We start from the raw sequence: 23337 nt of genomic DNA, 5'->3' as shown, positions 1-23337 counted from the left end.
TAAACGGGTGATACGGTTTTGGACGGTAAAAATATAGATAAAAATACAAGAGTAGTCGATACCCTTGCACTTCGCAGGACCGCCAAGGAAGCTAAACGCTATGTGGTATTGATGAGATTGCTTAAAATACTTGCCATTATACTTATCGCTATCGTGGCGGCGGCTTATGCGGTGTCTTATTTTTACGACAAGTATGGTAGCTTTACAGTTAAGATAAGTAAGTATGATATGATAAATCAGGGGCTTACTCTTTCGGAAACTCCTGACTATACCACGAGCAATTCAAGGCTCAATGCGGATATCCTCTATGATATGACAAATATCAGTGGCGAAGATCTCCCTGATAATATCGACAAGATAAACGGCAGCCATAATGGCGAGGGGTATATAGCTTATACTTTCTATCTCATAAATTCCGGTAAAGACACACTTAGCTATGACAGCGAAATGACTATCGAGAACGTCACGAACGGTGTTGATGAAGCTATCAGAGTGGAGCTTTTCGTGAATGGCGAGAAAACCGTTTATGGTAAAACAAAGTCTGACGGCAGCGGTAAGGAAAGCGATTGCGACAAGGAGTTCGCCTCCTCTACTGAGGTCATGAAGGATCGACGTGAAAAGCTTGGTCCTGGTGAGAAAGACAAGTATACAGTGGTCATATGGCTTGAGGGAAATGACCCTGATTGTGTTGACAAAATAATCGGTGGCACAATGAAGCTTGGTATGAATTTCAAGATCGTTGAAACAACTTAAAGAATTAGAAGGGAGGAAGCCTCGGGTTTCCGAGGTTTTGAATTATGAAAAAAGCTTTGAAGATCGTTTTTAATGTTATCGCATGGGTGGTGCTTATCTTTGCACTGCTTATAACAATTCTCGTGTTCTCGTCTGATAAGAATAATGGTACGGCAAGTCTGCTGGGATATATCCCGCTCACAGTTGAATCTGACTCAATGAAGCCAACTTTCAAAAAAGGCGACCTTATTATTTCAAAGGAAATAGACGATATCAATTCTCTGAAAAAGGGCGACGTTATCACTTTCTGGACGCTTATTGACGGCAAAAAGGTGAAGAATACCCACCGTATCGCAGAGGTACTCAATGATAACGGCTCTGTAGGCTTTATCACACGAGGCGATGCTAATAACGTAGATGATACATACACTGTTTATGCAGGTGATATAATCGGTCAGTGGAAAGGTGCAAAAATAGGCGGTTTCGGCAAGGTAATGGATTTTCTCAGAACAAAAACGGGATTTTTCATTTGCATACTTTTGCCCATAGCACTGTTTTTCCTCTTTGAGCTTTATAAGCTTATCGCAACCATAATCGAAATAAAGCGTCCTGCTATCACAGAGAGCGATGAGGAAGAAATAAAAAGACGTGCAGTTGAGGAATACCTTGCACAGCAGAAGAAAAAGGAAGAGGAAAATGCACAGCAGGAGAGAAATGACAAATAACTGCTGCTTGGGTGATACATTATGAATGGATTTCTGAAATGGTTTTTTGTTTTCATGTCGTCAATGCTTGCAGGCTTTGGGCAGATCTTCAAGGGTCTGTGGAACGGCATAAAACAGATCTTCAATATAAAAAACTACATAAGGATATTCAAGACCTACTCGGCAGACTTTGGTGCGCTGGGCTGGATACTTTCTGTGCTTGCAATTATCGTTGTTGTGGCTATCTTTGTGCTTATTATTTTTATGATAGTGCTTGCTGTGAGAAAGTACATAAGATTCAGACACTCTATCGTCAGCAACGAGGACCTTATCGAAGAAATATCTGACCTGCAGCGTCAGGTGGTCAAAATGACCAAGGAAAAAGATGAGATCATGGCAATGAAGGTGGCTCAGCTTGGCGTATATGATAACACCGCTCTTGCAGAGGGTGAAACAAAGCTTGCAGAGGGCGAGCAGATGCCTGCACAGGGCGAAGTTCAAACCATTGTGGACGGCGTTGTTCAGACAGCAGATTGCCGTTTTTCAAAGCTTATCGAGGTGGACAATTTCTACAAGACATACGAGCCGCCTGCTTACAATAATGACATCACCCTTAGCGGTATCTGCGAAGCATACAGAAACTTTGCCTGCTCAAGAATGCACCTTTATTATGACATAAAAACTATCCGACTTTTCATTGCAGGCATGGCTTCAACAAAGCTCATTATCCTGCAAGGTATCTCTGGTACAGGTAAAACATCATTGCCATATTCATTCGGTAAGTTCTTGCAGAAAGATACTACTATTGCTTCTGTTCAGCCGTCATGGCGTGACAGAACTGAGCTTTTCGGCTACTTCAACGAGTTCACAAAGAACTTTAATGAAACAGAAGTCCTTAAAAGAATTTATTCTTCTGAATACAATGACGATGTAAACTTCATACTCCTCGACGAGATGAACATTGCGAGAGTAGAATATTACTTTGCAGAAATGCTCTCGATTCTTGAAATGCCTGATCCTGCCGAGTGGGAGCTTGATCTTGTTCCTAACGTGTGGAGTACCGACCCTGTTCGCCTTGATAAGGGCAAACTGCGTATTCCGCAGAACATTTGGTATATCGGTACTGCCAACAACGACGATTCCACGTTCACTATCTCAGATAAGGTATACGACCGTGCACAGCCTATCAATCTTGACGCAAAGGGAGTTGCCTTTGACGCACCTGACACGCCGCCTATGAATTTAAGCTTTGAACATCTTGATACACTTTTCAAGGAAGCTTTTCAAATGTATCCCGTTTCACAGGACAGTCTGAAAAAGATCCAGCAGCTTGACCTTTGGGTAATTGAAAAGCTGAGAGTGGCTTTCGGTAACCGTATACTTAAACAGATGAACTTGTTTGTTCCTGTATATGTTGCCTGCGGTGGAGAGGAACTTGACGGCATCGATTATGTGCTTGCCACAAAGATATTCAGAAAATTTGAGTCGCTTAACTTGGCAATGCTAAGAGAAGAGCTGAAAGAGCTTTGCACCTATATGCAGAAGCTTTTTGGCAGAAACACTATGAAAGAATCTATAGCATATCTTGAAAGATTGCAAAAACTGTACTAAAATTTGTACTCATAAACTTTGAGAGGAGGGACGGGCATGAGCGAATACAACGAACAGCGTGCAGCTTTTGACAAAGCTGTAAAGACGTTTGACGGCAATAACAGCTTTGCGGCAGCCCGTGCCTTGCTTCTTTCGGGCGAAAAAACTGTATCTTTTAATCGTAAGATAATCGAGAAGAATATAGATTCGTCCTGGCTCACAGAGATAGAAAAAGCTTTGCCACATATTGATACGGTAATAAGAAATCCAAGAAACACCATTAAAGAAGTGGAAGAGATCGTGCCTATCGCTATGTCAAGGAAGATAACGGTAGAGTCCATAAAACATCTGGGACAGCACACCGATCTTATTCAGGATATCGACAAAAAGACTGGAAAGATAACTCCGTCAAAGATACTCAACATTCATAAAGAGGAAACTCTCGATACATATGAAAATAGATTTGTAAATACCCTTATCGACAGGCTATACATTTTTATAAATATAAGATACAATAAGCTTGTCCAGACCGCAGAGGCGCAGGAGGCTTATTCTTTTAATTACGATACCGTGGCTGACAGCGGCGACGGCAGAAAGGTCAACATTAGTTTTAAGATAGAAACTGTTGACAGTCTTGTCAGCGGCAGCAAGGATACTGACGTTTGGGCAAGGCTTGAAAGGGTCAAAAAGGCTATCGAGGGCTATAAAGGCTCAGTTCTTTGTACCACTCTTGGCAACGCTTTTATCAGACCGCCTGTTATGAGAACAAACGCTATCACTAAAAATGTGGACCTTATGGCGTGTCTTACCCTTTGGCAGTTTATCGAAAGCTACGATAAGGCAGGCTACGAGGTCAACGTTTCTGATACCGCACAAAGACCTGATGATTCTTATATCGAGGATATATATGGTCTGACCGCAATGAACTATATGCTTTTCCGCTCATATACCCATGGGGCAGACAAGTCGGAGGAGCTTAAAACTATAAAGAGCAAGACCCTCGCACCAAAGGTTGTCAGGCGTTTTGATAAGCAGACGTCTGATAAATATGATGTCATAGTTGGCGAGGGTGAACAAAGTAGTGCAAGTAAGACAGATATGGGTATGACTGCCGAAGAGGCAGGAAACCTTACGGCAGAGCTTGACCGTATAGTTGAGATAGAAAAGCAGTTTCTCAAAGACGAGGAAGACCGTAAGAGGGCTGAGGAGCTTGCAGCTGCGGAAGCTGAAAGAAAGCGTGCCGAGCAGGAGAAACTTGAGCGTCAGCGGCGTGAGGAAGAAGAGCGCATAAGGCTGGAGCATGAGGAAGCTGAACGCAGAAGATTGGAGCTTATCCAAAAACAGCAGGCGGAGCAGGTTGCAAGAGAAAAGGCGGAGCGTGAGGAACGTGAACGCCGTGAAAAAGAGGAAGAGATCAAGCATATTGCAAGACGCAAAAGGCAAATGGAAGAGCGTCAACGCCGTGAAGAGGAGCAGCGTGTCCGTGAGGAAAGAGCTAGGATCCGAGAGGAGAAAAAGCTCGTCCGCAGCAGCCTTGGATCTGCTATGGATCAGCAGATCAGCACGAATGAAGAAGCCGTGTCTTCAAGCTTTGTGTCAGAGTATGAGTCCCCTGAGATCGCAGCAAAAAAGGCGAAAGAAGCACAACAGCAGCGTGAGCAGGAACGTCGTGAGCGTGAACGTGCTGAGCGTCTTAAAGCTGAACGTGAAAGCTTTGAAAATAAAAATATCAATGAGATATTTAAAGAATATTCCAAAAATCCATATTACATGGCAAAACGTGGCATAACATATGTTCTGGCTCACGCATTTGGGATCATACCTGTTGTGACGGATAATCCGGACTATATCAGAATGTTCAAAGTCAAGAAGGAAAAAGAACTGGCTGAGGCAGAGAGAAAACGTGCAGAGCGTGAAATCGAGGTTATCTATGAAAAATATGCTCCGTATCTGAAATATGATGTAAAGAGGCGTATCAAAAACAGGCAGTTTAAAAAGAGAAAACGTCTTGAGCGAAAAAACAGACCGCCAAGACCATATATTCCGCCACAGCGCACCGCTGAGGAGCAGAAAGCTATCGACGCTGAAATGAAACGACTCTATAAGGAGTATCATGTTTCAGCAGTTGGCAGAATGGCAAGGCATTTGAAAGAGAAATATAGGAAACAATAACACGGAGGGAGAGTCGTTATCATCGGCAAGGCGTTGAGGATAGTAAAAATAGCTTTGACAATACTTGGCTCTGCTGTGTTTGCGGCACTGCTGAGTGTCACGGTGTACATAATGGTCTGCGGCTGTATCGGCAAAACAGCAAGCATTTTGGGATACAGCGTACTGAAGGTCGTGAGCGGAAGTATGGAGCCGTCTATACATGAGGGTGACTATATTTACATCAAAAGGACGGATACTGACAGCTTAAAGGCAGGGGATATCATTTCGTTCTACTCTCAAGATGATAGTATTAAAGGCGAGATAAATACTCACAGGATATCTGAGGTTTTGAGCGACGGCACTTTTGTTACTAAAGGCGATGCTAACAAAATAGAGGATAGCGTGACGGTGCAAAAAGCCAGCATTATTGGAAAATACTATGGAAAGCTCAGATTTTTCAAGTGGCTTTGGTCATTTGCATCAACAAAGAAGCTCCTCATGCTGTTTGTGATAATCCCAACAGTTTGCATGGCGGTGTATGAGGTAAAAACTATCGCAAAGATAAAGATATACTCAAGCCGTGAGGAAGCTTTGAAAGCGGCTGAGGAAGAAAAAGAAAAGCTTATGCGTGAGGCTGTTGAAAAGGAAGTTCAGCGGCTGAAAATGCATGAAAACGAGAAAAAGGAGGCGAACAGCTTTGAATCAGGAAAAGATAATGAAGGCTAAAATGATAACGGCTATCGTTATTTGTATTGCGGCACTTGCAGGGCTGTTCGTTTTTATCGGGCTTTATATGGACAAGTCCGAGGAAGTCAGAAAGACTTACATTGCTAAGTATATGGAAAATCTGTCTGCCGCCTCTGAGGAGATAGACACTTATCTTGAAAACGGCAAGGATCTTCCAACGAGATAGTTGATTCGGTTGATAAAATGGGAAATTAATGCAAGGAGGACAATAACGTGAGCAGTAAAGGGCAGCTTAAAAGAGAAATAAAGAAATGCAGACTTACTATCGAGGAAATAGAGCGTAAGAGATCACGTTCACAATCAGCACTGGTTCAGGCTATTCTTTTGCAGGAAGAGCCTAACGAAATGGACGTTGAGTGGTTCAACAAATACACAGGCGAGATAACCGCTTGCAGAAACCACATGATAGAATTGCAGAAAGAGCTTGACTCAATGAAATAATGGAGGTCGCCAAAGTGGCTGAGCATAAAGTGACAGAGAAAGCAGACAGCGAGGAAGAAAAGAAGAAACGCAAACTGCTTATTATAAAAATAATACCAGTTGCAGTGCTGGCATTTATACTTATTGCGGTCAGCTTGGCTTGGTTTACCATTGATAAAGCCCTTGATCTTGATTCATTTGGAATGAAAAGCGTAGATTCGCCATTTGAACTGAAAACAGTAGGCAGTGCTAATGTGCTTAAAGCCGAGATACTTGACAGCAATGACTACTCTAAGGTGTCTGATGGGAGCAACATCACTTCTGACGAGAACAACAAGATCTACTGGCTTCTTGATGAAGAAAGCGGTATGACGAATGGTATTAATCCTGGTAGTCATGGAAAGCTTACTTTTTATGTTGTCCCGAACCAGTCGGGGGAAATGGAGATACAGTTCAAGTTGAGTATCACGGGGTATGCAGAGAATAAAAATGAAGACGCTGTTTCTTATGAAAAGGTTACTGAAGAAGAAGTAACTAGATTTATGAATGGACATATCATGTTTTTTGAGAAATATGATGAGAACAATCACACATATTCTGATTTTCTTCGTGATGAAACATTCACAAGGACATTTAAAGATTGTAAAGTAGACGTTCCGCAGGAAGTGAACGTATATTGGGTATGGCCGAACACGCTTGGTCAGATACTAATGAAAAGCACAGATGAAAATCTGACAGAGAAAAATGTGCTGTTTGATGATAACAGTAAAGAACGTTTGAATTTTGCGGAATATATGAAGGGTAATTTAAGCTTGTTCTTGTCAGGTGATGCCGATAAAGAACAAAATAAAAAGGTTATTGAGAATATACTTAATGGTGATAAATACAGCACAGCACAGTTATCATCACTAAGCTCCATGTATAATGACGCTGACGAAAAGATAGGTACAAAGGTGCAATATATCCTTGTTGAACTAAACGTATAGATAAGAATATTAACTTTGCACGGAGGCAGTTGAAAGTGAAAGCTAATAGAAATCAGAAAATTAATAGAATATTCCACAAGCTTTACAGCAAGTATCGCAAGAATGTTATTTCTTTAGTTACCGCTGCCGTATTGCTTGTCACGAGTATGCCGCTTGCAGACATTTCAGGTGTTGTGTCTAAAATGGTATCAACTGTCACCAACGCTATTACGGCTATGGCGGCAGATACATATACTGACATAACTAATGATATCAAAAATGGCGTTTTTACCATACAGAATGCAGACGATTTTAAAAAGCTTCTTAATGCAGATCCTTCTGTTTATCAGAATATCACTGTATTGTTTTCAAACAACCAATCTCAGTTTAAGTCTTCTGATTTTACAGGAATAGAAAAAGGACTTGGCAGTGAAGAATATCCTTTCATGGGAACAGTCAAAGCAAATGAGGGTTCAGCTATTAATCTTCCTATTAATTTTGCTCTGTTTGAATATCTTAGTGACAGTGCAAATTTAGATACTATTATTTTTGCTAGACCGGAAGAAAAAAATTCAGCTATGCTTGCTGAGAATGTTATACACGGTGATGTGGCTTCAGCTAATAAGTGGAAAATAAAAGCTGATCCTGTAGATGATTCAGGTGCTACAATTTATAAATCCTTCACGTCTGTTATAGGCAATATGAAAAATGGAGCAAAGGTCGATCTGGATATCACTCTAAGTAATGGTGTCCAGGTGGAAGTATCAGGCGGGGATAATGCAGGTCTTGCTTGTGGCACTATGGACGAAAACGCAAGTCTTGCTGTAAGCTTGTCAAGCAGTTCACTTGACGTTTCCGGCAAATCGAACGCAGGTGTATTTGTCGGGAAAATGAGTACTGGTGCAACACTGAACGTTGACAAGTGTGATGTCTTGACAGGCGTAAATGTATCCGCAAACAACGCAGGCGGACTTGTGGGCAGTGCAGAGAATGCAGAAATAAATGTCGGTGAAGGTGTCACCCTTACCATGACCGGAAGCGTTACAGGCTCTGTAACTGCGGGCGGTCTTTTCGGCTCTTATACATACAGTAAAGCCAACGAAAAGACATTTGATATTTCAAAATTCAGTGGTATGAAAATGGCACTTGCTTGTTCATCAGGAGATACCGCTGACAGTGCGGCTGTTGGTTCTGTTTTCGGAGTGCTGATAAACAGCGCAGATAGTGCAAAAATTAGTATCACGGGTACCGCTAATGATACTATTACTTCAAACTTCAATGGCACTGTCAGGGCAGGCTTTTATGGTGGTATTGTCGGAAGATATTCTGCCAATGCTCTTAGCTCTGAACTAGCACTAAGTGATATCATTGTAAAAGTGACTGGCTCATGCAATGCCCTTGATTTTGGCGGCCTTATTGGTAAGATAGGTGATAACAGCAAGGCTTATGTAAGCGTCAAGAATACCACTATAAGTATTAAGAATCCCACATCATCACAAAATAATTATGGCGGACTTGTGGGCTATGCAGATCAGGCTTTTATTGATGTTGGCGGCAATGTCACAGTTACTGCAGCTGATGTTTCTGCAAACCAGAGCGTAGGTGGCATTGTTGGCAAATTTAATAAAAATGGCGTTGTAAGGCTTGGCGGTGAAACAAACCTTTCAGGCTTTTATCCTAAAGACCCTAACAAAAACGGATGTCAGATAGTAGGAAGTAGAGGCAATGCTTTGATCTATAGCTTAAGCGGCTGGTCATTTACAAGGACATCTTCAAAAGTCATAGACGATATGGATTGGGGCGGAGTGCTTCGCCTTAACGATTCCGATCTGCTTGAGAGTGCTGGCGGTGTTCTGTCTTTTGATGGATCAGGGCATACTGTTACAATAAATGGATTTCCTAATAATAATATAACCATAAGCAATAGGGCAGATTTTGCCCGTGCAGCTTTGATAATGCAGCACGATAGCAATGTTTTTGTTAAGTATAGCGGTGCTAGTAGGGCAGATATGCTTGCGGCAAATATCAGCCTTAGTGCAGATGTTGATATAAGCGACACAGGTCTAACCGGATTTATGCGTGATAATGGTGAGGATACATTCACAGGCACGCTTACTGGCAATAGTCATAAACTTACCATGACAGTGGGAACAGAAAATGATAAAATAGTTTTCCATACTCACAACGGACTTTTTGCAAAGACAAGCGGTGCAAAAATAAGCGATTTAACGATTGTTTCAAACTTTAATATTGTCGGTGACAATGTTTCTGGCGGTGATGCTTGTTATATTGGTTCTGTATCTGCATACAACAGCGGAGCTTTGACTATTGACAAAGTGACCGCTGATGTGACCGCATCTCCAAGTGGTGCGTATACTAATTTTGTCGGAGGTCTGGTTGGATATGTTGCTGACGCCACAAGTGAAGTTTCGTTCACTAATTCTGCTGTAACAGCAAATCTTACATACAATAATAGCACAACAAAGGTAGATTGTACTTGTCTTGGCGGAGTTATCGGAATGGTAGGAGCTGTTACATCAAAACCTACAACTGGTATTAAGTTTAATAATGTCACTGTTGACGGAAATATAACTGACAAACACACAGGAAGTAACTCCAGAGTTGGTGGACTCATTGCAGAGGTCGGTGCTAAGGATAATTCAGCTTCTGTTGTACCTAATAAGGTATCTATCACCAATGTTAATATTAATGCTTTAACAATAAATTCTAGTGGTAAATCAAATAGCGGTGGATTTTTAGGGCATAACTGGTATAGAGTAGAAATTGATCTGAATAGTTTGAATGTAAACAATTCAAGATTAACAGTGAACAATGGCACAGAACTGGGCGGTCTTGTACTTTCCACAACAGGTTATTGGAGCATAAAAGAGGTTAGCTTTGACGGTGTGACAGTGAAAGCAACAAAATGTATAAATTTCGGCATGCTTGCCTCAACTCTTTTTGGCAGAGATTATGACTCTTATGGCTTTGACTATTTTAAAGGTGAAAATGTCAATAATTACAGAAGCTCACGAGATGCAACTTATTTTGAACTTACTAAACCTAATGGATATAAGATCTCACAAGATACTAAGATAAATATAAGCCCAAGCTATTCGTATTTTGATGAGATAGCTCGTTGTAGTATTTATTATTCTTCTTCAGCTAGTTTTATGTCTAATCGTCAAGCCATAATTTCAATTCCTGCTGTTACAGCGGACGGAGAGCGTTTGCTGTATATGGACGGAAAGAACTGCAATACCTATCAAAATCAAACAACAAATAATGGTGCTGTGTGGAAAAATAATTCTTGGGCAAGATATTATTATAACCTTGATGTATATAAAAACGGTAAAGCCACCACAGGCGGAGCTAAGGCTGTTGAGTGGAGTGCAAAGCTTTTTGCGGCAAATAATATAAAAGCATATATTAATAGCACAAATATAGATTTTCCAACAGATCCAGAAATAGATTTGACAGGATATTCATTTTATCCAGTTGATACAAATGGTTGTAATATAAAATCAAATTCAACTATTACTTTTGAAAATAATGGCTTTAATCAGTCTGAAATGGTATCAAGCAGTAATAGTGACAATTATGCCCGTACAACTGACGGAATAGATGGAACAAATTTAACTAATGACCATAATCAACATTACATGATGCAATGCGGACTTTTCAGAAATGAAAATGGAGCTGTTACCATAAGTGGTAAAATGACCTTTAAGGGAAATATCGGTAAGGTGAATGGTGGTTCAGGTGCATTGGTTTGCGGCTCGGTTGCTGACGACACCAATACTACAAAAAAATCTGTCAAAATTACCGGCAGTATCGTTCTTGATGATCTGTATGTGAATGATACTTCTTTAAGTTTAAATGGTGAAAATTCTTATGCCCCTTTGCTTATAAATAAGATAGGCAACATGACAGAGATCACTATAAAGAATGTGTCACAGAAAAAACACAGTATGACTGCTGAGCAATATTACAAAGGCGGTCAGAATTATGCTGCAACAAGCCTTATAGGCAATGTAGGAAGCGAAAAGGGGCAAAATATATCTCTGACTTTCTCAAATATCAAGCTTGACGCAAGTAATGAAAATTCAATTTTCAAAAATGCTACTTTGCTTGAGAGTTTTCAGCATTCTGACGGTGCAGGCTCTTCTGCAATATACAACTATAAATGGGACGACGATTGGGGTACAGATGAAAAGCATAATGTAACCTACGGAAAAGAAGTGTCTGACACCATAAAGAATCGTGTAGATAATGTGAGCAGGCAGAATAAGTATCATGGCGATTGGAGTAGGGATGACAGGTATACTTCCCCTGTCAAAAATAACGCAACAGAGGAATATAGCTTTGCTAGTTACAAGCCATATGTTGCTAAATCGTATGATACCGCCCAAAACTATGATGAGATAGACGTAAACCTTGAGCGACCATATCTTGACGAGGGTTGCGGAACATACTCTGATCCATATATCCTTGACGCTTCTACACTGGCAGAGGTCGCACGAGTTATCAGTACAGCCGCACCCACAAATGGCTGGGAAGTAAACTATAATGCATATGTTTCTGCCGATAAATCGACTGTTAATGCTAATAGTGCTTTTTGCAAAGGCACTAATCATAAAACTTATACTTATGATGGAACAGGCAATTTCGTAAGCGGAAAGGAAAAAGTTTCAAAAGATAACATGATCAAGTATCTTTGCGAGGCTTATTACAAGATAAATGATGATATAGTTCTCGGCAGTTCTTTTGCAGGTCTTGGCGGAACATCAAACAGTTACGTTTTCAGGGGCGTTATTGTTGGACAGAAGAAATCCGACGGAACATATCCAACTATCACCAATAATTCTGCAAGCCCGCTCATCAGATTCAGCAGCGGAAGTGTTGTAAAAGATATCAATATAGTATATACCAATGAAGTAACGCTTTCAAAAAACAATAATAATAAATTAAACTATAGTACCGGAAAGACGGAGTATTATGGCGGTGTTATGGGCGTTGTGTTCGGTGGAGATAATATCATTGATAATGTCAAGGTAACAAATCCTACTATAAAATTTGCAAATAACGATAACAGCAAACAACATCTCATTACTGCAGGCGGATATGTTGGTGCCATAGTTTACGGCGGCGTTATTTTCAGAAATATGGGCAACGTTGCCAAAGATAGTGCGCTTACAACCAACAATACTGAGGCAGTGGGTGAAGACGTATATACCAATCTTTTTATCAATCCATATATAGGCAGAGTTGTAAACGGCTTTGCTATCGAAGAGGGAACAACGTTTGGTAAGTCAACTAACCTTAACAATGGCAGGAAAAATTATCTCATCACGCAGTTTAAGAGTGAGCTAAGTGATGATGAGAAATTAAATGTTATTGCCGGCACGACCAATACCATTGAAGTGCTTAATGCACAGGCGTTGTTTATGCTGTCTATCATATCACAGTCCGGTATGGGATATACAGACCGTAATAAAAATACTTGCGACTATGGTCATTATACTTTTACTCGAAATGCAGACTATTCAAAAGTTGGCACAGCTACATTGACTTCTGATGATAAAGATTACAAAACTGCGATCTCAGATTATCAAAGACTTGAAAAGGCTACAAGCAGGGAATATGAAAAGAAAAATTCTGTAATGCTAAAAAAATATACAAAGCCAAGTGAAAAAGGTCTTTATGAAGCAAAGTGGGCACACGAATTAAATAAGAACTTTACTGTTGAACTCACAGGAAATGGAACCTATGACCTCACCGGAACCGGTTTTCGTGGTATAAATCAGTTGTTTGATGCAACAAATAGTAACTTGGGCGACATTAAATGTGATTATACTTTGTCTTTGACAGCTATCGAGGGAAATAATCAGACTATAAAGCTCGATACAGATATAAAAGCCTATGCTGTGAAAATAACGGATAACAAGAGCGGTAGCACTATTGAATTCCAAGATGTGGATAACTATAAATATCGTACCGCATTTGCCTCCGTAAAAGGAGTTGGGTTGATAAACTGTTCAACGTATGCTTTAACTGTAAATGACCTTAAGCTTTCCGGCAAGATCAGCGTTAAGACGTATAACAACGATGGACAATCGTATGTTAATGAAGACCTTTCTACAGGTGGTATTGTTGGCGGAGTACAGAGTTCTTGCACGTTTATCGGAATAACATTGACTGATCTTGAAATATATGGCGCATATACTGTGGGAGGACTTATAGGAAAGTCAACAAATGATATCAATATAAGTAACGTTAAGTCTGAAAACAGTGGCGTTTATGTGTATGGCGGATTTGAAACAGGCGGTCTTGTGGGAAATTCTCAGAAAGGCAACGAATTCGCTGTTAAGGATTCTAAGATAAAAATTAATAAAGTTGAATTTGCTAATCTTGATAAAGGCACAAAAACTTGGTTTGGCGTAGGTGGAATCGCAGGTTCTGCAAATATAAAAACGACAATAAGCAATGTTCAGCTTACAGCCTATAATGAAGACAGCTTTATCGGTTCAAAAAAAGACAATAAACCCCTTGCAACCCAGACAATGAACGAGGGCGGTCTTATAGGACTGTCTAACGGAGCATGCACAATAACAAATACAAGCGTCAGCGTCGATGTTTATGGTAGTAATGCCGGTGGATTCGTTGGAATAAACAAAAACCAGTTGTCTATCAAAGACTGTTACTATGGAGGAACATCTGAAACATCAGCTTGCGGTGTTTATGGCTATACAAGTTCAGGCGGAATGGTCGGCACACAGAATGCGGCTGCGACCTTATCAAAGTCTGCTGTAAAAAATGCAACGATAGGTATACCAATTGCTAAAACTGGTGATGCAGGTATCGGAGGTTATGTTGGTATAAAAGCTAATGGTGATCTGAAGATATCTGATTGTGAAGTCAACAATGTTACTCTTTCAGCAGAAGATAAGTCCAATGGTGCAGGTGTAGGCGGCGTGATCGGTCATAACGACGGCGGCAATACATATGCTTATGATATTCTCATAAATAAATTAGGCTATGTAAGAGGCAACAACAGCGTATCTGTTTCTAACTTGATAGGTTGGAACTATGATAAAAATCTATCATATAAATTTATTGGAGTATCGGTAAATAACACGGATTGTTTACCTGATATACAGTATAATGCTTCACAGATACCTGCCAGCTTCACCGCAGTTCACTCCGACTACAACGGTACTCAGGACAATACCAAAAATATCGGCGAGGGAAGCGGCACGCACGTTGATATCTATTCACCTTATGTCAATATAAACCCAAGCAGAACCATTGGAGATAAAATTTTCACAGGCGATCTTGTTGGCGGAAATATGCAGACTATCATCAGTGACGCTGCTTCTTATACGAATGGCACAAAGACAAAATCCTATGGCATAAACAGTACCATAAAGACATATGCAGAGAATTTGGCTAATTCAAAGCTTACAACATTTCGTCAGGCCTCTGAGCTTGATGTTCAGGAGCTGAACGATCTTCCAGTTTTGCTTATAGATGATAACTCATCGTTGAATATCACACAAATGCTCGCAAAGTATATCTCAGTTCTGACAAATTGTGATGTTTGCGACAGCAGTTCAAATAAGCTGAAAACAACAGATCTTATGAATGTAAGCACAGCAACTTATGTGTATGATAACGACGTTTTGAAAAAATCAGACAAAAGCACTCTTACGTTTAACAGCAAGACAGGATATTTCAAGGTCACAGACGGTCAGTATGACAATGACGGTACAAACAGATTTACTGTCATTACTCTTGATTATATCGACCCAACGGGAAGTGACAAAACTGCTCTTAGACTTCATATTCCTGTTTTTGTAAGAAAGGTGCTTGATTTCAGCTTCCAATCTTACGTTATCTCAGGCACAGACTATAACCATTCTCACTATACGGATAAAACAAAGCTTGCTTTTGAGAGCTTTGATGCACCTGTTACTACTTATTTTAAGTATTCCTATTACAAATCCGCTAACGAATGGGAAAAAATGCTCAATAACGGTGATAGTCTGCTTTGGAGCTTTGACAAAAAGCTTTATCTTATTGGTGATAATGCCACTGACAGTGGTGTGCTTACCGATGATACAAAGCTAACTCTTGTTGATGCAAATAACAATGACAAGACTTATCATTCTACCGCAAGTGATGCTAAGTTTAATAAAACAACCGGTGAGCTTGACTTGACAAATATAAGTGGCTTTAAACCGGTTACAATGAATGATGTACTGTTAAGATATGCGTCGGTAACAGCTAAAGAATCATCTGACGGAACACTTGTTGAGGCAGATGATGAAGCTACAGCTACTGTAAAAACAAGCGACGGCAAGTATTATAGACCTGCTGGGGAGGCTGAAACAGGCACTTATAAGATAACTGTTTCAGCGAATAGTGATACACCAAAAAATGATAATGACGAAATGATAATAAGCGAGAACTATTATCTCACTATCAATATTCCGGAAACGGGAAGCACAAAAAAAGTCATCAAGAACTTTGTGAATTATTATAGCGGTAATAAGCCAAGAAAGCTCAATGGCAATATTCCTACAAACCTTGTCCAAGTGACAAATAATGACACTGGCGCATATGTTATTGCAAACTTTTTTACACAGCTAGTAAGTGTGACGGCTCATGACCCAGAGGAGATAACAGCGTCAAATAACTTTATCCATGCCACAATGACTTCAAAGATAAGCATTGATCGGAGCCTTAGAGATACATTTAATGGCTATAAGAGTGACGATTTCAATATGTATCAGGCTTTTAAATTCTCTATGAAGAGCTTTGATGAAAAAGATGCGGGAGCTAATGCAAAGATCATTGCAGGAACTTCGGTGAATGTTGATTACAGCATTTTAAACAGTTCAGACACAGAGTTATCAAACGCAAAAATAAGCAAGACTGAGACACTTTCAGAAGCTAAAGACAGCTATATGCTGATGTATCCCGATTCGGTTTACGATTATATCAATAGTGACACAAATGGCTCTATAACTGTCAAGGCTGATATCAGCTTAACTTATGGTACTGCAGGGATCATAGATCAGTTTCCAGAGCGTAAGGACGGGGATACAAAAACTGGTATAGGCGTAAATGCGTCGTCATATGTTGCATATAGCCAGAACAATATTGAGAACAGCTCTATCTCTGAAAGTGGAGATATGCCTGCCAGACGCTACTATAGAAAGGCAATGACGGTGGCACAGCTAAACTATAACGTTGCAGAGTCAACGGTTCTTGAGTCGAAGGATTCACCATTTTCTCAGCTTGGTATCAATGCCAAAGATATGACTACAGAAGAAATGGCAATAACAGCAAATGCTATCTATGATCTGTCTGCTTTGAGCCGATCAACAAAGGACAGTGGCAAAAAAATACAGTATACAATGAGGTTGTATGTTAAGGACAATAGTGGCGATTATAAGCAGACAAACGATATTAGCAAATATCTCGGTAGCTTTACTTTGGAAAACGCCACATCAAGCAGTGGTCTGAATGGCAAGGAGTGCGTTTTTACCACTGACTATAATGGCGAAGAACAAAACACAGCCGTTACGAAATTTACAGTAAAAACAGGCAAGGCTTTTGAGGAGCAGGGACTTACCTATGCGAACTACAGAGTTGAGCTTACCGCGGTATTGCTTAATGACAACAACTCAGTTGTTAATGGAACTACCTCAAGCGACTATGTTGTTTATACAAACGCAAAAATAGAAACAGGCTTTATAAATTCATAATAAGCAGGCATTTTCAGGAGAAAATTATGACAAAAAGCATTTTTGGAAAATTCAGAAAATTAGAAAAAAAGAAGAAGCTACAGCTAGTCATAGCAGTATCCATTTCGGTGGTACTGCTTGTGGCACTGCCTGTTTATGCGTGGATTACTCACAAACGTTCTATTGCTCTTACAACAAAAATAAATGCCCCTACTCAGCTTTATATCACCGCAGGAAACAAAGAATCTGTGGCAAATCTTGAAATGGCAGATATAGACGTTGAGAACGGCAGTTATAAAGACTTTGTTTTCGGCATAGGCGGGGCAGACGTGCAACAATATCAAATACAGCTTGCACATACAACGAATATCCCTTTTGAGTATGAGATATACCGTGCGAAAAGCGTCAGTGAAACTGAAAAATCTGAAGCTGTCGTTTATGTTTCAGATGAAGAGAATAAAACGTTTTATTACAAAATAGACGGCAATAAGATCTCGGGACGTTATCTCAATCAGCAAGGCTCGGAGATACTTGCTAACAGCACACTTCACGAAAAGTCCTATGACAGCTACGGCAATGTTCAGAAAAATGCCGAGGCACTTTATTGGCAATCGGATACACTGACGGTAATTGACAATAAAGATCCGTTTTGCGATTATTTTATAATCAGAGTAAAATGGAATGATAAAGTCCAAAACAATAAAGAAACTGATATGGTCTACCTGACAGTTCAGAGAAAGTAATAAATCACAAAATAGAGAGGAGGGTGGCTGTTATGAAAGACCAATTTATAAAAAAGCTTAAAAGATCGTGGCTTGCAATATGGATAGCTTTTGCGGCAGCCGCACTCAGTACTATTGGCGTCCTGGCGGCTTATACCAGCGTTTCAAGTGTAAAGCGAGTTGTGTCCACACAAAAGGGAGCTGGTATGCTGTTTTCATCTAATTATCTTACAACAGATGAAAATGATCTTCCAAGGACGATAACTTTTAGCAGTATGGAAAACTCGCCTTGTGTGACAGTCAATGTGTGCAACTATCCGCAAACATTGATAAAGCATAATGACAAGGATATCACCTACACTTTGACAGTCGAGCTTGTGGACAGCGACGGAAATGCTGTTACCGGAGAAAACACTGCAAAATACTCAGTTGAATATAACGGTGAAAATAAGACTTTTGGAAGCAATTCAAAAATAGAGTTTTCACTTCTGAAACTTATGGCTGACGATTTCAACAAGCATGAATTTGTGCTGACTTTTGATAAGTCACAGCTCACAAAGTCTGACATATACATGAGAGTGACAGCCACTCCTACAAATCAGGCAGAGTTGAAACCGCTCTCCGCAAAGCTTGGCGTTATCTATATAAATAATAACACATCAGCAACATGGACAGGCACATTCATCGACAATGCTACCTCGCCTAAAGATCTTGACGGCTTCAACTACCGCCTGTCAGGCAGTGGCGAGGGTACTGTCACCCTGACTTGGAATACGAACTATGTTGATATCAGCCCATGGTTTAAGAATACTTATGTTCTGACTATTTCAAAGGACAGTTCTGGCATAGCCACTGCAACTTTGAAAGTGAATTCTGCCGAGAAAAATCAATATGACATTCAATTCTATCGAACGAACGGCATTAACAGTGCAGAGCAGTGGTCTGACGGTAATCATACCGATATTACGGTAACTGGTACGGGATTTGTTTCAATGAGTTTCACTCAAAGCACAGCGACAGAAAATTAGAATATGTACAAAAAAACGGACTGCACACAAAATGCAGTCCGTGTATTTTTTTCTGTAGGGGCGAACAGTGTTCGCCCGTTTTTTTATATCCGTATAATGTCCAAGTACGAAAGCTTAGAGTGCAGACTTCAAAGCCTCAGCAAGCTGAGCAGGACATGATGTGCCACGTCCGTTGCAGTCGATGCCCTCAAGTCTGTCAATAACGTCTTGAACCTTCATGCCCTCAACAAGCTTTGATACACCCTGTGTGTTGCCGTTACAGCCGCCTGTGAAATGCACTTTCTTTACGATACCGTCCTCGACCTCGATATCAATTTTTCTTGAACATACTCCCTTTGGAGTGTAGCTTATCGTTGCCATTTGAAAAACCTCCTATATCCTTGCTACGCCTGTTTCTCTTGCAGCCTTTGCCACAGCCTCAGCCACAGCGACCGGCACAGATCTGTCAAAAGAGTTCGGCAGTATAAATTCCGCATTGAGCTTGTCCTCAGGCACACAGCCTGCGATAGCCTTTGCCGCAGCCATTTTCATTTCCTCGTTGATGTCAGAAGCCCTTACTGCAAGCGCACCCTTGAAAATTCCGGGGAAAGCGATAACGTTGTTTATCTGGTTAGGGAAGTCTGAACGTCCTGTGCCAACGATAAACGCACCTGCCGCCTTTGCTTCGTCAGGCATTATCTCAGGAGTCGGGTTAGCCATTGCGAAAAGTATAGGCTTGTCGTTCATGGATTTAACCATTTCAGCGGTCACAAGCTTTGGCTTGGAAACACCTACGAAAGCGTCTGCACCCTTAAGTGCGTCGGCAAGAGAGCCATGGAGCTTGTTCTTGTTTGTTACCTTTGCCATTTCAGCGTGAGCCTCGTTAAGATAATTGTCGCCCTCGCAGATTATGCCCTCACGGTCTACCATGATAAGATTGCCAATACCGAGAGAAAGTAGCAGCTTTCCGATAGCACAGCCAGCTGCACCTGCACCGTTAATTACCAGTGTGATGTCGCTAATTTTCTTGTTAGCCACCTTGCAGGCATTCATAAGTGCCGCACCAACAACGATAGCAGTTCCGTGCTGATCGTCATGGAAAACAGGGATATCAACTTTTTCTTTAAGCTTAGCCTCTATCTCAAAGCACCTTGGAGCGGCGATATCTTCAAGATTTATACCACCGAAACTGTCTGATATCATAGCGATGGTGTTTACTATTTCGTCAACGTCATTGGACTTTATGCAAAGTGGAAAAGCGTCAACGTCTGCGAACTCCTTGAAAAGTGCACACTTGCCCTCCATAACAGGCATACCTGCCAGACCGCCAATATTGCCAAGACCAAGCACAGCAGAGCCGTCTGTGATAACAGCCACAAGATTTGCACGTCTTGTAAGCTCATATGAAAGGTCAGGATCTTTCTGTATCTCAAGGCAAGGCTGAGCAACGCCTGGTGTGTAAGCCAGCGTCAGGTCTTTTGCATTGTTTACCTTTGCTCTTGAGCAGACCTCTATCTTGCCTTTCCATTCTCTGTGTTTCTGTAGGGATTCTTCCATTACGTTCATTTTATACAGTCCTCTCTATTACAGCCAAACTAGGCTTTGTTACGCATTAAAGGAACATTACCGCATGATAATGTCCCTTTATTATACCATATTATTTCTCCGTTTTCACAGCCGCTTTGTTAGCTTTTTGTGAATTTATATGAATGAGCTTGAAAAGCTTATCAAGATTTTCCTTTTCAGTGGTCATGCTTCCGATATGTGTCATAGTCTCATTATACAGACCGTGGAAATCTGAGCCACCAGTCACTATCAGGTCATGTTCCTTTGCGATATCCACAAGCTTCTGCTGTTGAGTTGGAGTAGCAGAGTAATGATAAGCTTCAATTCCGTCAAGTTTGCCTGCCTCGATAAGCTCAAGTAGCAGCTCGGTGTTGTTGAACATAACAGGGTGTGCCATAACAGCAATGCCCTTTGCGGAGTGTATAAGGTCAAGCACAAAGTTTACGTCAGGATATTCACGGGTCACAAGACATTCGCCGTTTGGATATGCAAAAAGCTTGTCGTTCACAGAGCCGTAAAGCTCAGTGGCATAGCCGTAATTTACCAATGCTCTCATGATATGCTGTTTAAAAATGCTCTTTGAGCTTTTTGTGTAGTGCAGTACAGCGTCGGCAGGGATAGGATATCTTGCCATTACATTTTCTATCATTTCCTTTGCACAGTCTTTTCTTATCTGGCATGACTTCAGGCAAAGACCTTCCAGCCTGTCAGGTTTCTGCGGTGCATAGCAAAGAATGTGTACTTTTGAATTGCGCTTCTTGTCCCATGCGGAAAGTTCTACCGCAGGAATGACCTTGACCCCATAACGTTCGCCAAGTATTTGCGCTCTGTTTGATGATGAAAGAGTGTCATGGTCTGTTATCGCAAGAAAGTCAAGTCCCATTCTTTTTGCCTGAACAATGACCTCTTCTATACCAAGCGAGCCGTCAGACAGCGTTGTGTGACAATGCAGATCTCCTGTCATACCTTTGTTCCTCCAAATCTATAAAATATATCTGTCATTTTCTGTATATATAGTACAGCCGTTAAATTTGACTAAATAATTATAACATATTTTATATACATTTGCAAGCACTTTTGAACAATTTACACAAAATTTGCACGAAAATTATATTATTTTGTCGTATATGACAAATCTACAGTGTCGAAATAGTGCGATTTAACGAAATATCAGAGCTTATATCCGAAGAATTTTTCGCAAAACCATACGTTTTTAACCTGAAAGCTCTTGCCGTTTAGATATTCAAGTATACCTGCGTCAGTGGTGAATTTGAATGTAAGCTTGTACGAATAAAGTGCCTGCGTTTTCACATTGTATGCACGATTGACTTTATTTATTCCGTATTTGCCGTCACCGAGAAGTGGATAGCCGATGTGTGCAAGATGCGCCCTTATCTGGTGGGTCCTGCCTGTGACAAGGTCAACTTCAAGAAGTGCAAGATCATCAGCCTTGTTTTCCGCAAGCACACGATAAGAGGTTATCATGGTGCGGCTGCCCTCAAATTTCTTGTCAGACACCTTGACAGTTTTTGTGGTTTCATCTTTCTGATGATAAGCCGTGAGCCGTGCAGACTTTTCCTTTGGTATGCCAACGGTCACGCAAAGATAAAGCTTTTCAAGCTCTCTGTCTTTAACTTTCTGATTAAGCACACGCAGGCTTTCAGCATTTTTCGCACATATTACAATGCCCCCTGTGTTGCGGTCTATCCTGTTGCAAAGGGCAGGAGCAAAAGACAGCTCCTCCTCAGGACGATATTCACCCTTTTCATAAAGATAGTGCTGTATCCTGTTTATGAGTGTGTCCGCCGAACCACTTTCGTCCTCATGTACCACAAGTCCGCACTTTTTGTCGCAGAGGATAATATTCTCGTCCTCGTAAATAATATTCAAAGACGTTGGCGCACTGAGAAAAGCAGGTCTGTCAGCAACTTCGCCCTCGAAAAATTCGTCATTGATGTAAAGCTGCATAACGTCACCGTAAGCAAGCCGTGTGGATATCTCACAGCGTTTGCCGTTGACCTTGATACGTTTTAGACGCAGATATTTGTACAGCAGATTTTTAGGCAGCTTCGGCACAGCCTTTGTGAGAAACTTGTCAACACGCTGACCTGCGTCATTCTGATTTATTATAAATTCTCTCATGCCATACCTCAGAGCTTCACACGAGCGGAGAATCCTCCGTCAATAAGCTCGTCAAGACCGGTGCTGTCAGCACCGCTTTCACGGAGAAGCAGAAGAATTTCTGACATATCGCAGGCTTTGCCTTTACGGCGAGATATCTCCTCTTCACATTTGATAGCATATTGTAAAGGCTTTTTGTCAGCAGGGAAGTTCACATCTGAGCCTTGAGCGATGAGCCATTTGATGAAATCAACACTTCGTTTGTCGGGCTTGAGAACGCCGTCCTGCTCAACAAAGTCAGCACTTTCGATTGCAGTGAGCAGGAAAGTAAGCCCATTGCTGTCAGTGTCGTTGTAGTCCACATCATCAGAGATGAATAAGAATTTAAGCTCTTCCAGTTCACGCTTTGAGAGGGTGTAGTTGTATTCGTCATATGATCTATTCATGTTACGTCCTCCTGAAATTATTACTATAGTGATATTATAACCTAAAGTGTGGGAGAATGCAAGGGGGGAGCGGTATTAAGTGAGGAGTGAGGAATGAGGAATGGGCAAAGCTGAACAGAGATGTGGACAAGCATCGAGCGTAGCGATTTTGCGGCAGAAGAACCTCTCCAGAACAATCTGTAGGGGCGAACAGTGTTCGCCCGTGTTCAGGATTTGCTGTAAATTCAGAATTGTCGGGGAGAATTTTTTGCTGCCGAACCTTGTTGTTACCGTGGGTTTGTTTCTTCGACGGGCGAACGGTGTTCGCCCCTACACATACATCGAGCTGATACCGCAGGTTGAGTAACAATACCAGTCCGAAAAATCGTACATATACGCAAATTCAAAAAATATTGATAAAAAAGCCTTTACAAT

Annotated in this window: 16 protein-coding genes; 11 read left to right on the top strand and 5 right to left on the bottom strand. The window is 41.0% G+C overall.

The features are described 5' to 3' along the window. Positions 1-18 precede the first annotated feature (18 nt). Genes AB5123_RS03250 through AB5123_RS03200 form a run of 11 tightly spaced genes read left to right on the top strand, consistent with a single transcriptional unit; the run spans position 19 to position 18811 of the window. A complete protein-coding gene (locus AB5123_RS03250; protein ID WP_207732694.1) occupies positions 19-753 on the top strand; it encodes a hypothetical protein in 735 nt (244 codons plus the stop codon). A 44-nt stretch (positions 754-797) separates the two neighbouring features. Further along, complete coding sequence (locus AB5123_RS03245; protein WP_256321515.1) at positions 798-1457, top strand: signal peptidase I; 660 nt, start codon at positions 798-800, stop codon at positions 1455-1457. 21 nt (positions 1458-1478) lie between these two features. After that, complete coding sequence (locus AB5123_RS03240) at positions 1479-3047, top strand: hypothetical protein (protein WP_287214597.1); 1569 nt, start codon at positions 1479-1481, stop codon at positions 3045-3047. Positions 3048-3083: 36 nt separating this feature from the next. Next, a complete protein-coding gene (locus AB5123_RS03235) occupies positions 3084-5198 on the top strand; it encodes a DUF2357 domain-containing protein (RefSeq protein ID WP_368364522.1) in 2115 nt (704 codons plus the stop codon). 54 nt (positions 5199-5252) lie between these two features. Further along, entirely contained in the window at positions 5253-5903 is a 651-nt protein-coding gene (locus tag AB5123_RS03230; protein WP_347503479.1) for a signal peptidase I, read from the top strand. Further along, positions 5875-6090: a hypothetical protein gene (locus tag AB5123_RS03225; RefSeq protein WP_347503478.1), complete on the top strand. Its 216-nt coding sequence runs from the start codon at positions 5875-5877 to the stop codon at positions 6088-6090. The genes AB5123_RS03230 and AB5123_RS03225 overlap by 29 nt, the downstream gene beginning before the upstream one ends. A gap of 47 nt (positions 6091-6137) precedes the next feature. Beyond that, entirely contained in the window at positions 6138-6365 is a 228-nt protein-coding gene (locus AB5123_RS03220; RefSeq protein WP_022286677.1) for a hypothetical protein, read from the top strand. 14 nt (positions 6366-6379) lie between these two features. Continuing rightward, positions 6380-7330 carry a hypothetical protein gene (locus AB5123_RS03215; RefSeq protein ID WP_278649292.1) on the top strand — a complete coding sequence of 317 codons (951 nt, stop codon included), beginning with the start codon at positions 6380-6382 and terminating at the stop codon, positions 7328-7330. 35 nt (positions 7331-7365) lie between these two features. After that, on the top strand, positions 7366-17082 hold the full coding sequence (locus AB5123_RS03210) for a hypothetical protein (protein ID WP_368364521.1): 9717 nt from the start codon (positions 7366-7368) through the stop codon (positions 17080-17082). A 26-nt stretch (positions 17083-17108) separates the two neighbouring features. Next, complete coding sequence (locus tag AB5123_RS03205) at positions 17109-17804, top strand: hypothetical protein (protein WP_287214588.1); 696 nt, start codon at positions 17109-17111, stop codon at positions 17802-17804. A gap of 32 nt (positions 17805-17836) precedes the next feature. After that, positions 17837-18811 carry a hypothetical protein gene (locus AB5123_RS03200; protein ID WP_368364520.1) on the top strand — a complete coding sequence of 325 codons (975 nt, stop codon included), beginning with the start codon at positions 17837-17839 and terminating at the stop codon, positions 18809-18811. A 114-nt stretch (positions 18812-18925) separates the two neighbouring features. Here the strand turns inward: AB5123_RS03200 and AB5123_RS03195 are convergent, their stop codons facing one another. From AB5123_RS03195 to AB5123_RS03175, 5 genes are all read right to left on the bottom strand, one after another. Beyond that, a complete protein-coding gene (locus AB5123_RS03195) occupies positions 18926-19171 on the bottom strand; it encodes a TIGR03905 family TSCPD domain-containing protein (protein WP_022286682.1) in 246 nt (81 codons plus the stop codon). A 12-nt stretch (positions 19172-19183) separates the two neighbouring features. Then, on the bottom strand, positions 19184-20356 hold the full coding sequence (locus AB5123_RS03190; protein WP_117923501.1) for an NADP-dependent malic enzyme: 1173 nt from the start codon (positions 20354-20356) through the stop codon (positions 19184-19186). Between the two features lie 91 nt (positions 20357-20447). After that, positions 20448-21320, bottom strand: coding sequence for a PHP domain-containing protein (locus AB5123_RS03185; protein ID WP_368364519.1), 873 nt, complete (start codon positions 21318-21320; stop codon positions 20448-20450). A gap of 206 nt (positions 21321-21526) precedes the next feature. Further along, a complete protein-coding gene (locus AB5123_RS03180) occupies positions 21527-22498 on the bottom strand; it encodes an RluA family pseudouridine synthase (protein WP_329963758.1) in 972 nt (323 codons plus the stop codon). An 8-nt stretch (positions 22499-22506) separates the two neighbouring features. Then, on the bottom strand, positions 22507-22923 hold the full coding sequence (locus tag AB5123_RS03175; RefSeq protein ID WP_022286686.1) for a hypothetical protein: 417 nt from the start codon (positions 22921-22923) through the stop codon (positions 22507-22509). Positions 22924-23337: the final 414 nt, after the last annotated feature.

It is taken from the genome of Ruminococcus sp. RTP21204st1_B2_RTP21204_210225 (assembly GCF_040914135.1).
GTDB lineage: Bacteria > Bacillota > Clostridia > Oscillospirales > Ruminococcaceae > Hominimerdicola > Hominimerdicola aceti.
The sequence above is the reverse complement of the archived record's forward strand: the minus strand, read 5'-3'. Positions and strand labels throughout refer to the sequence as shown.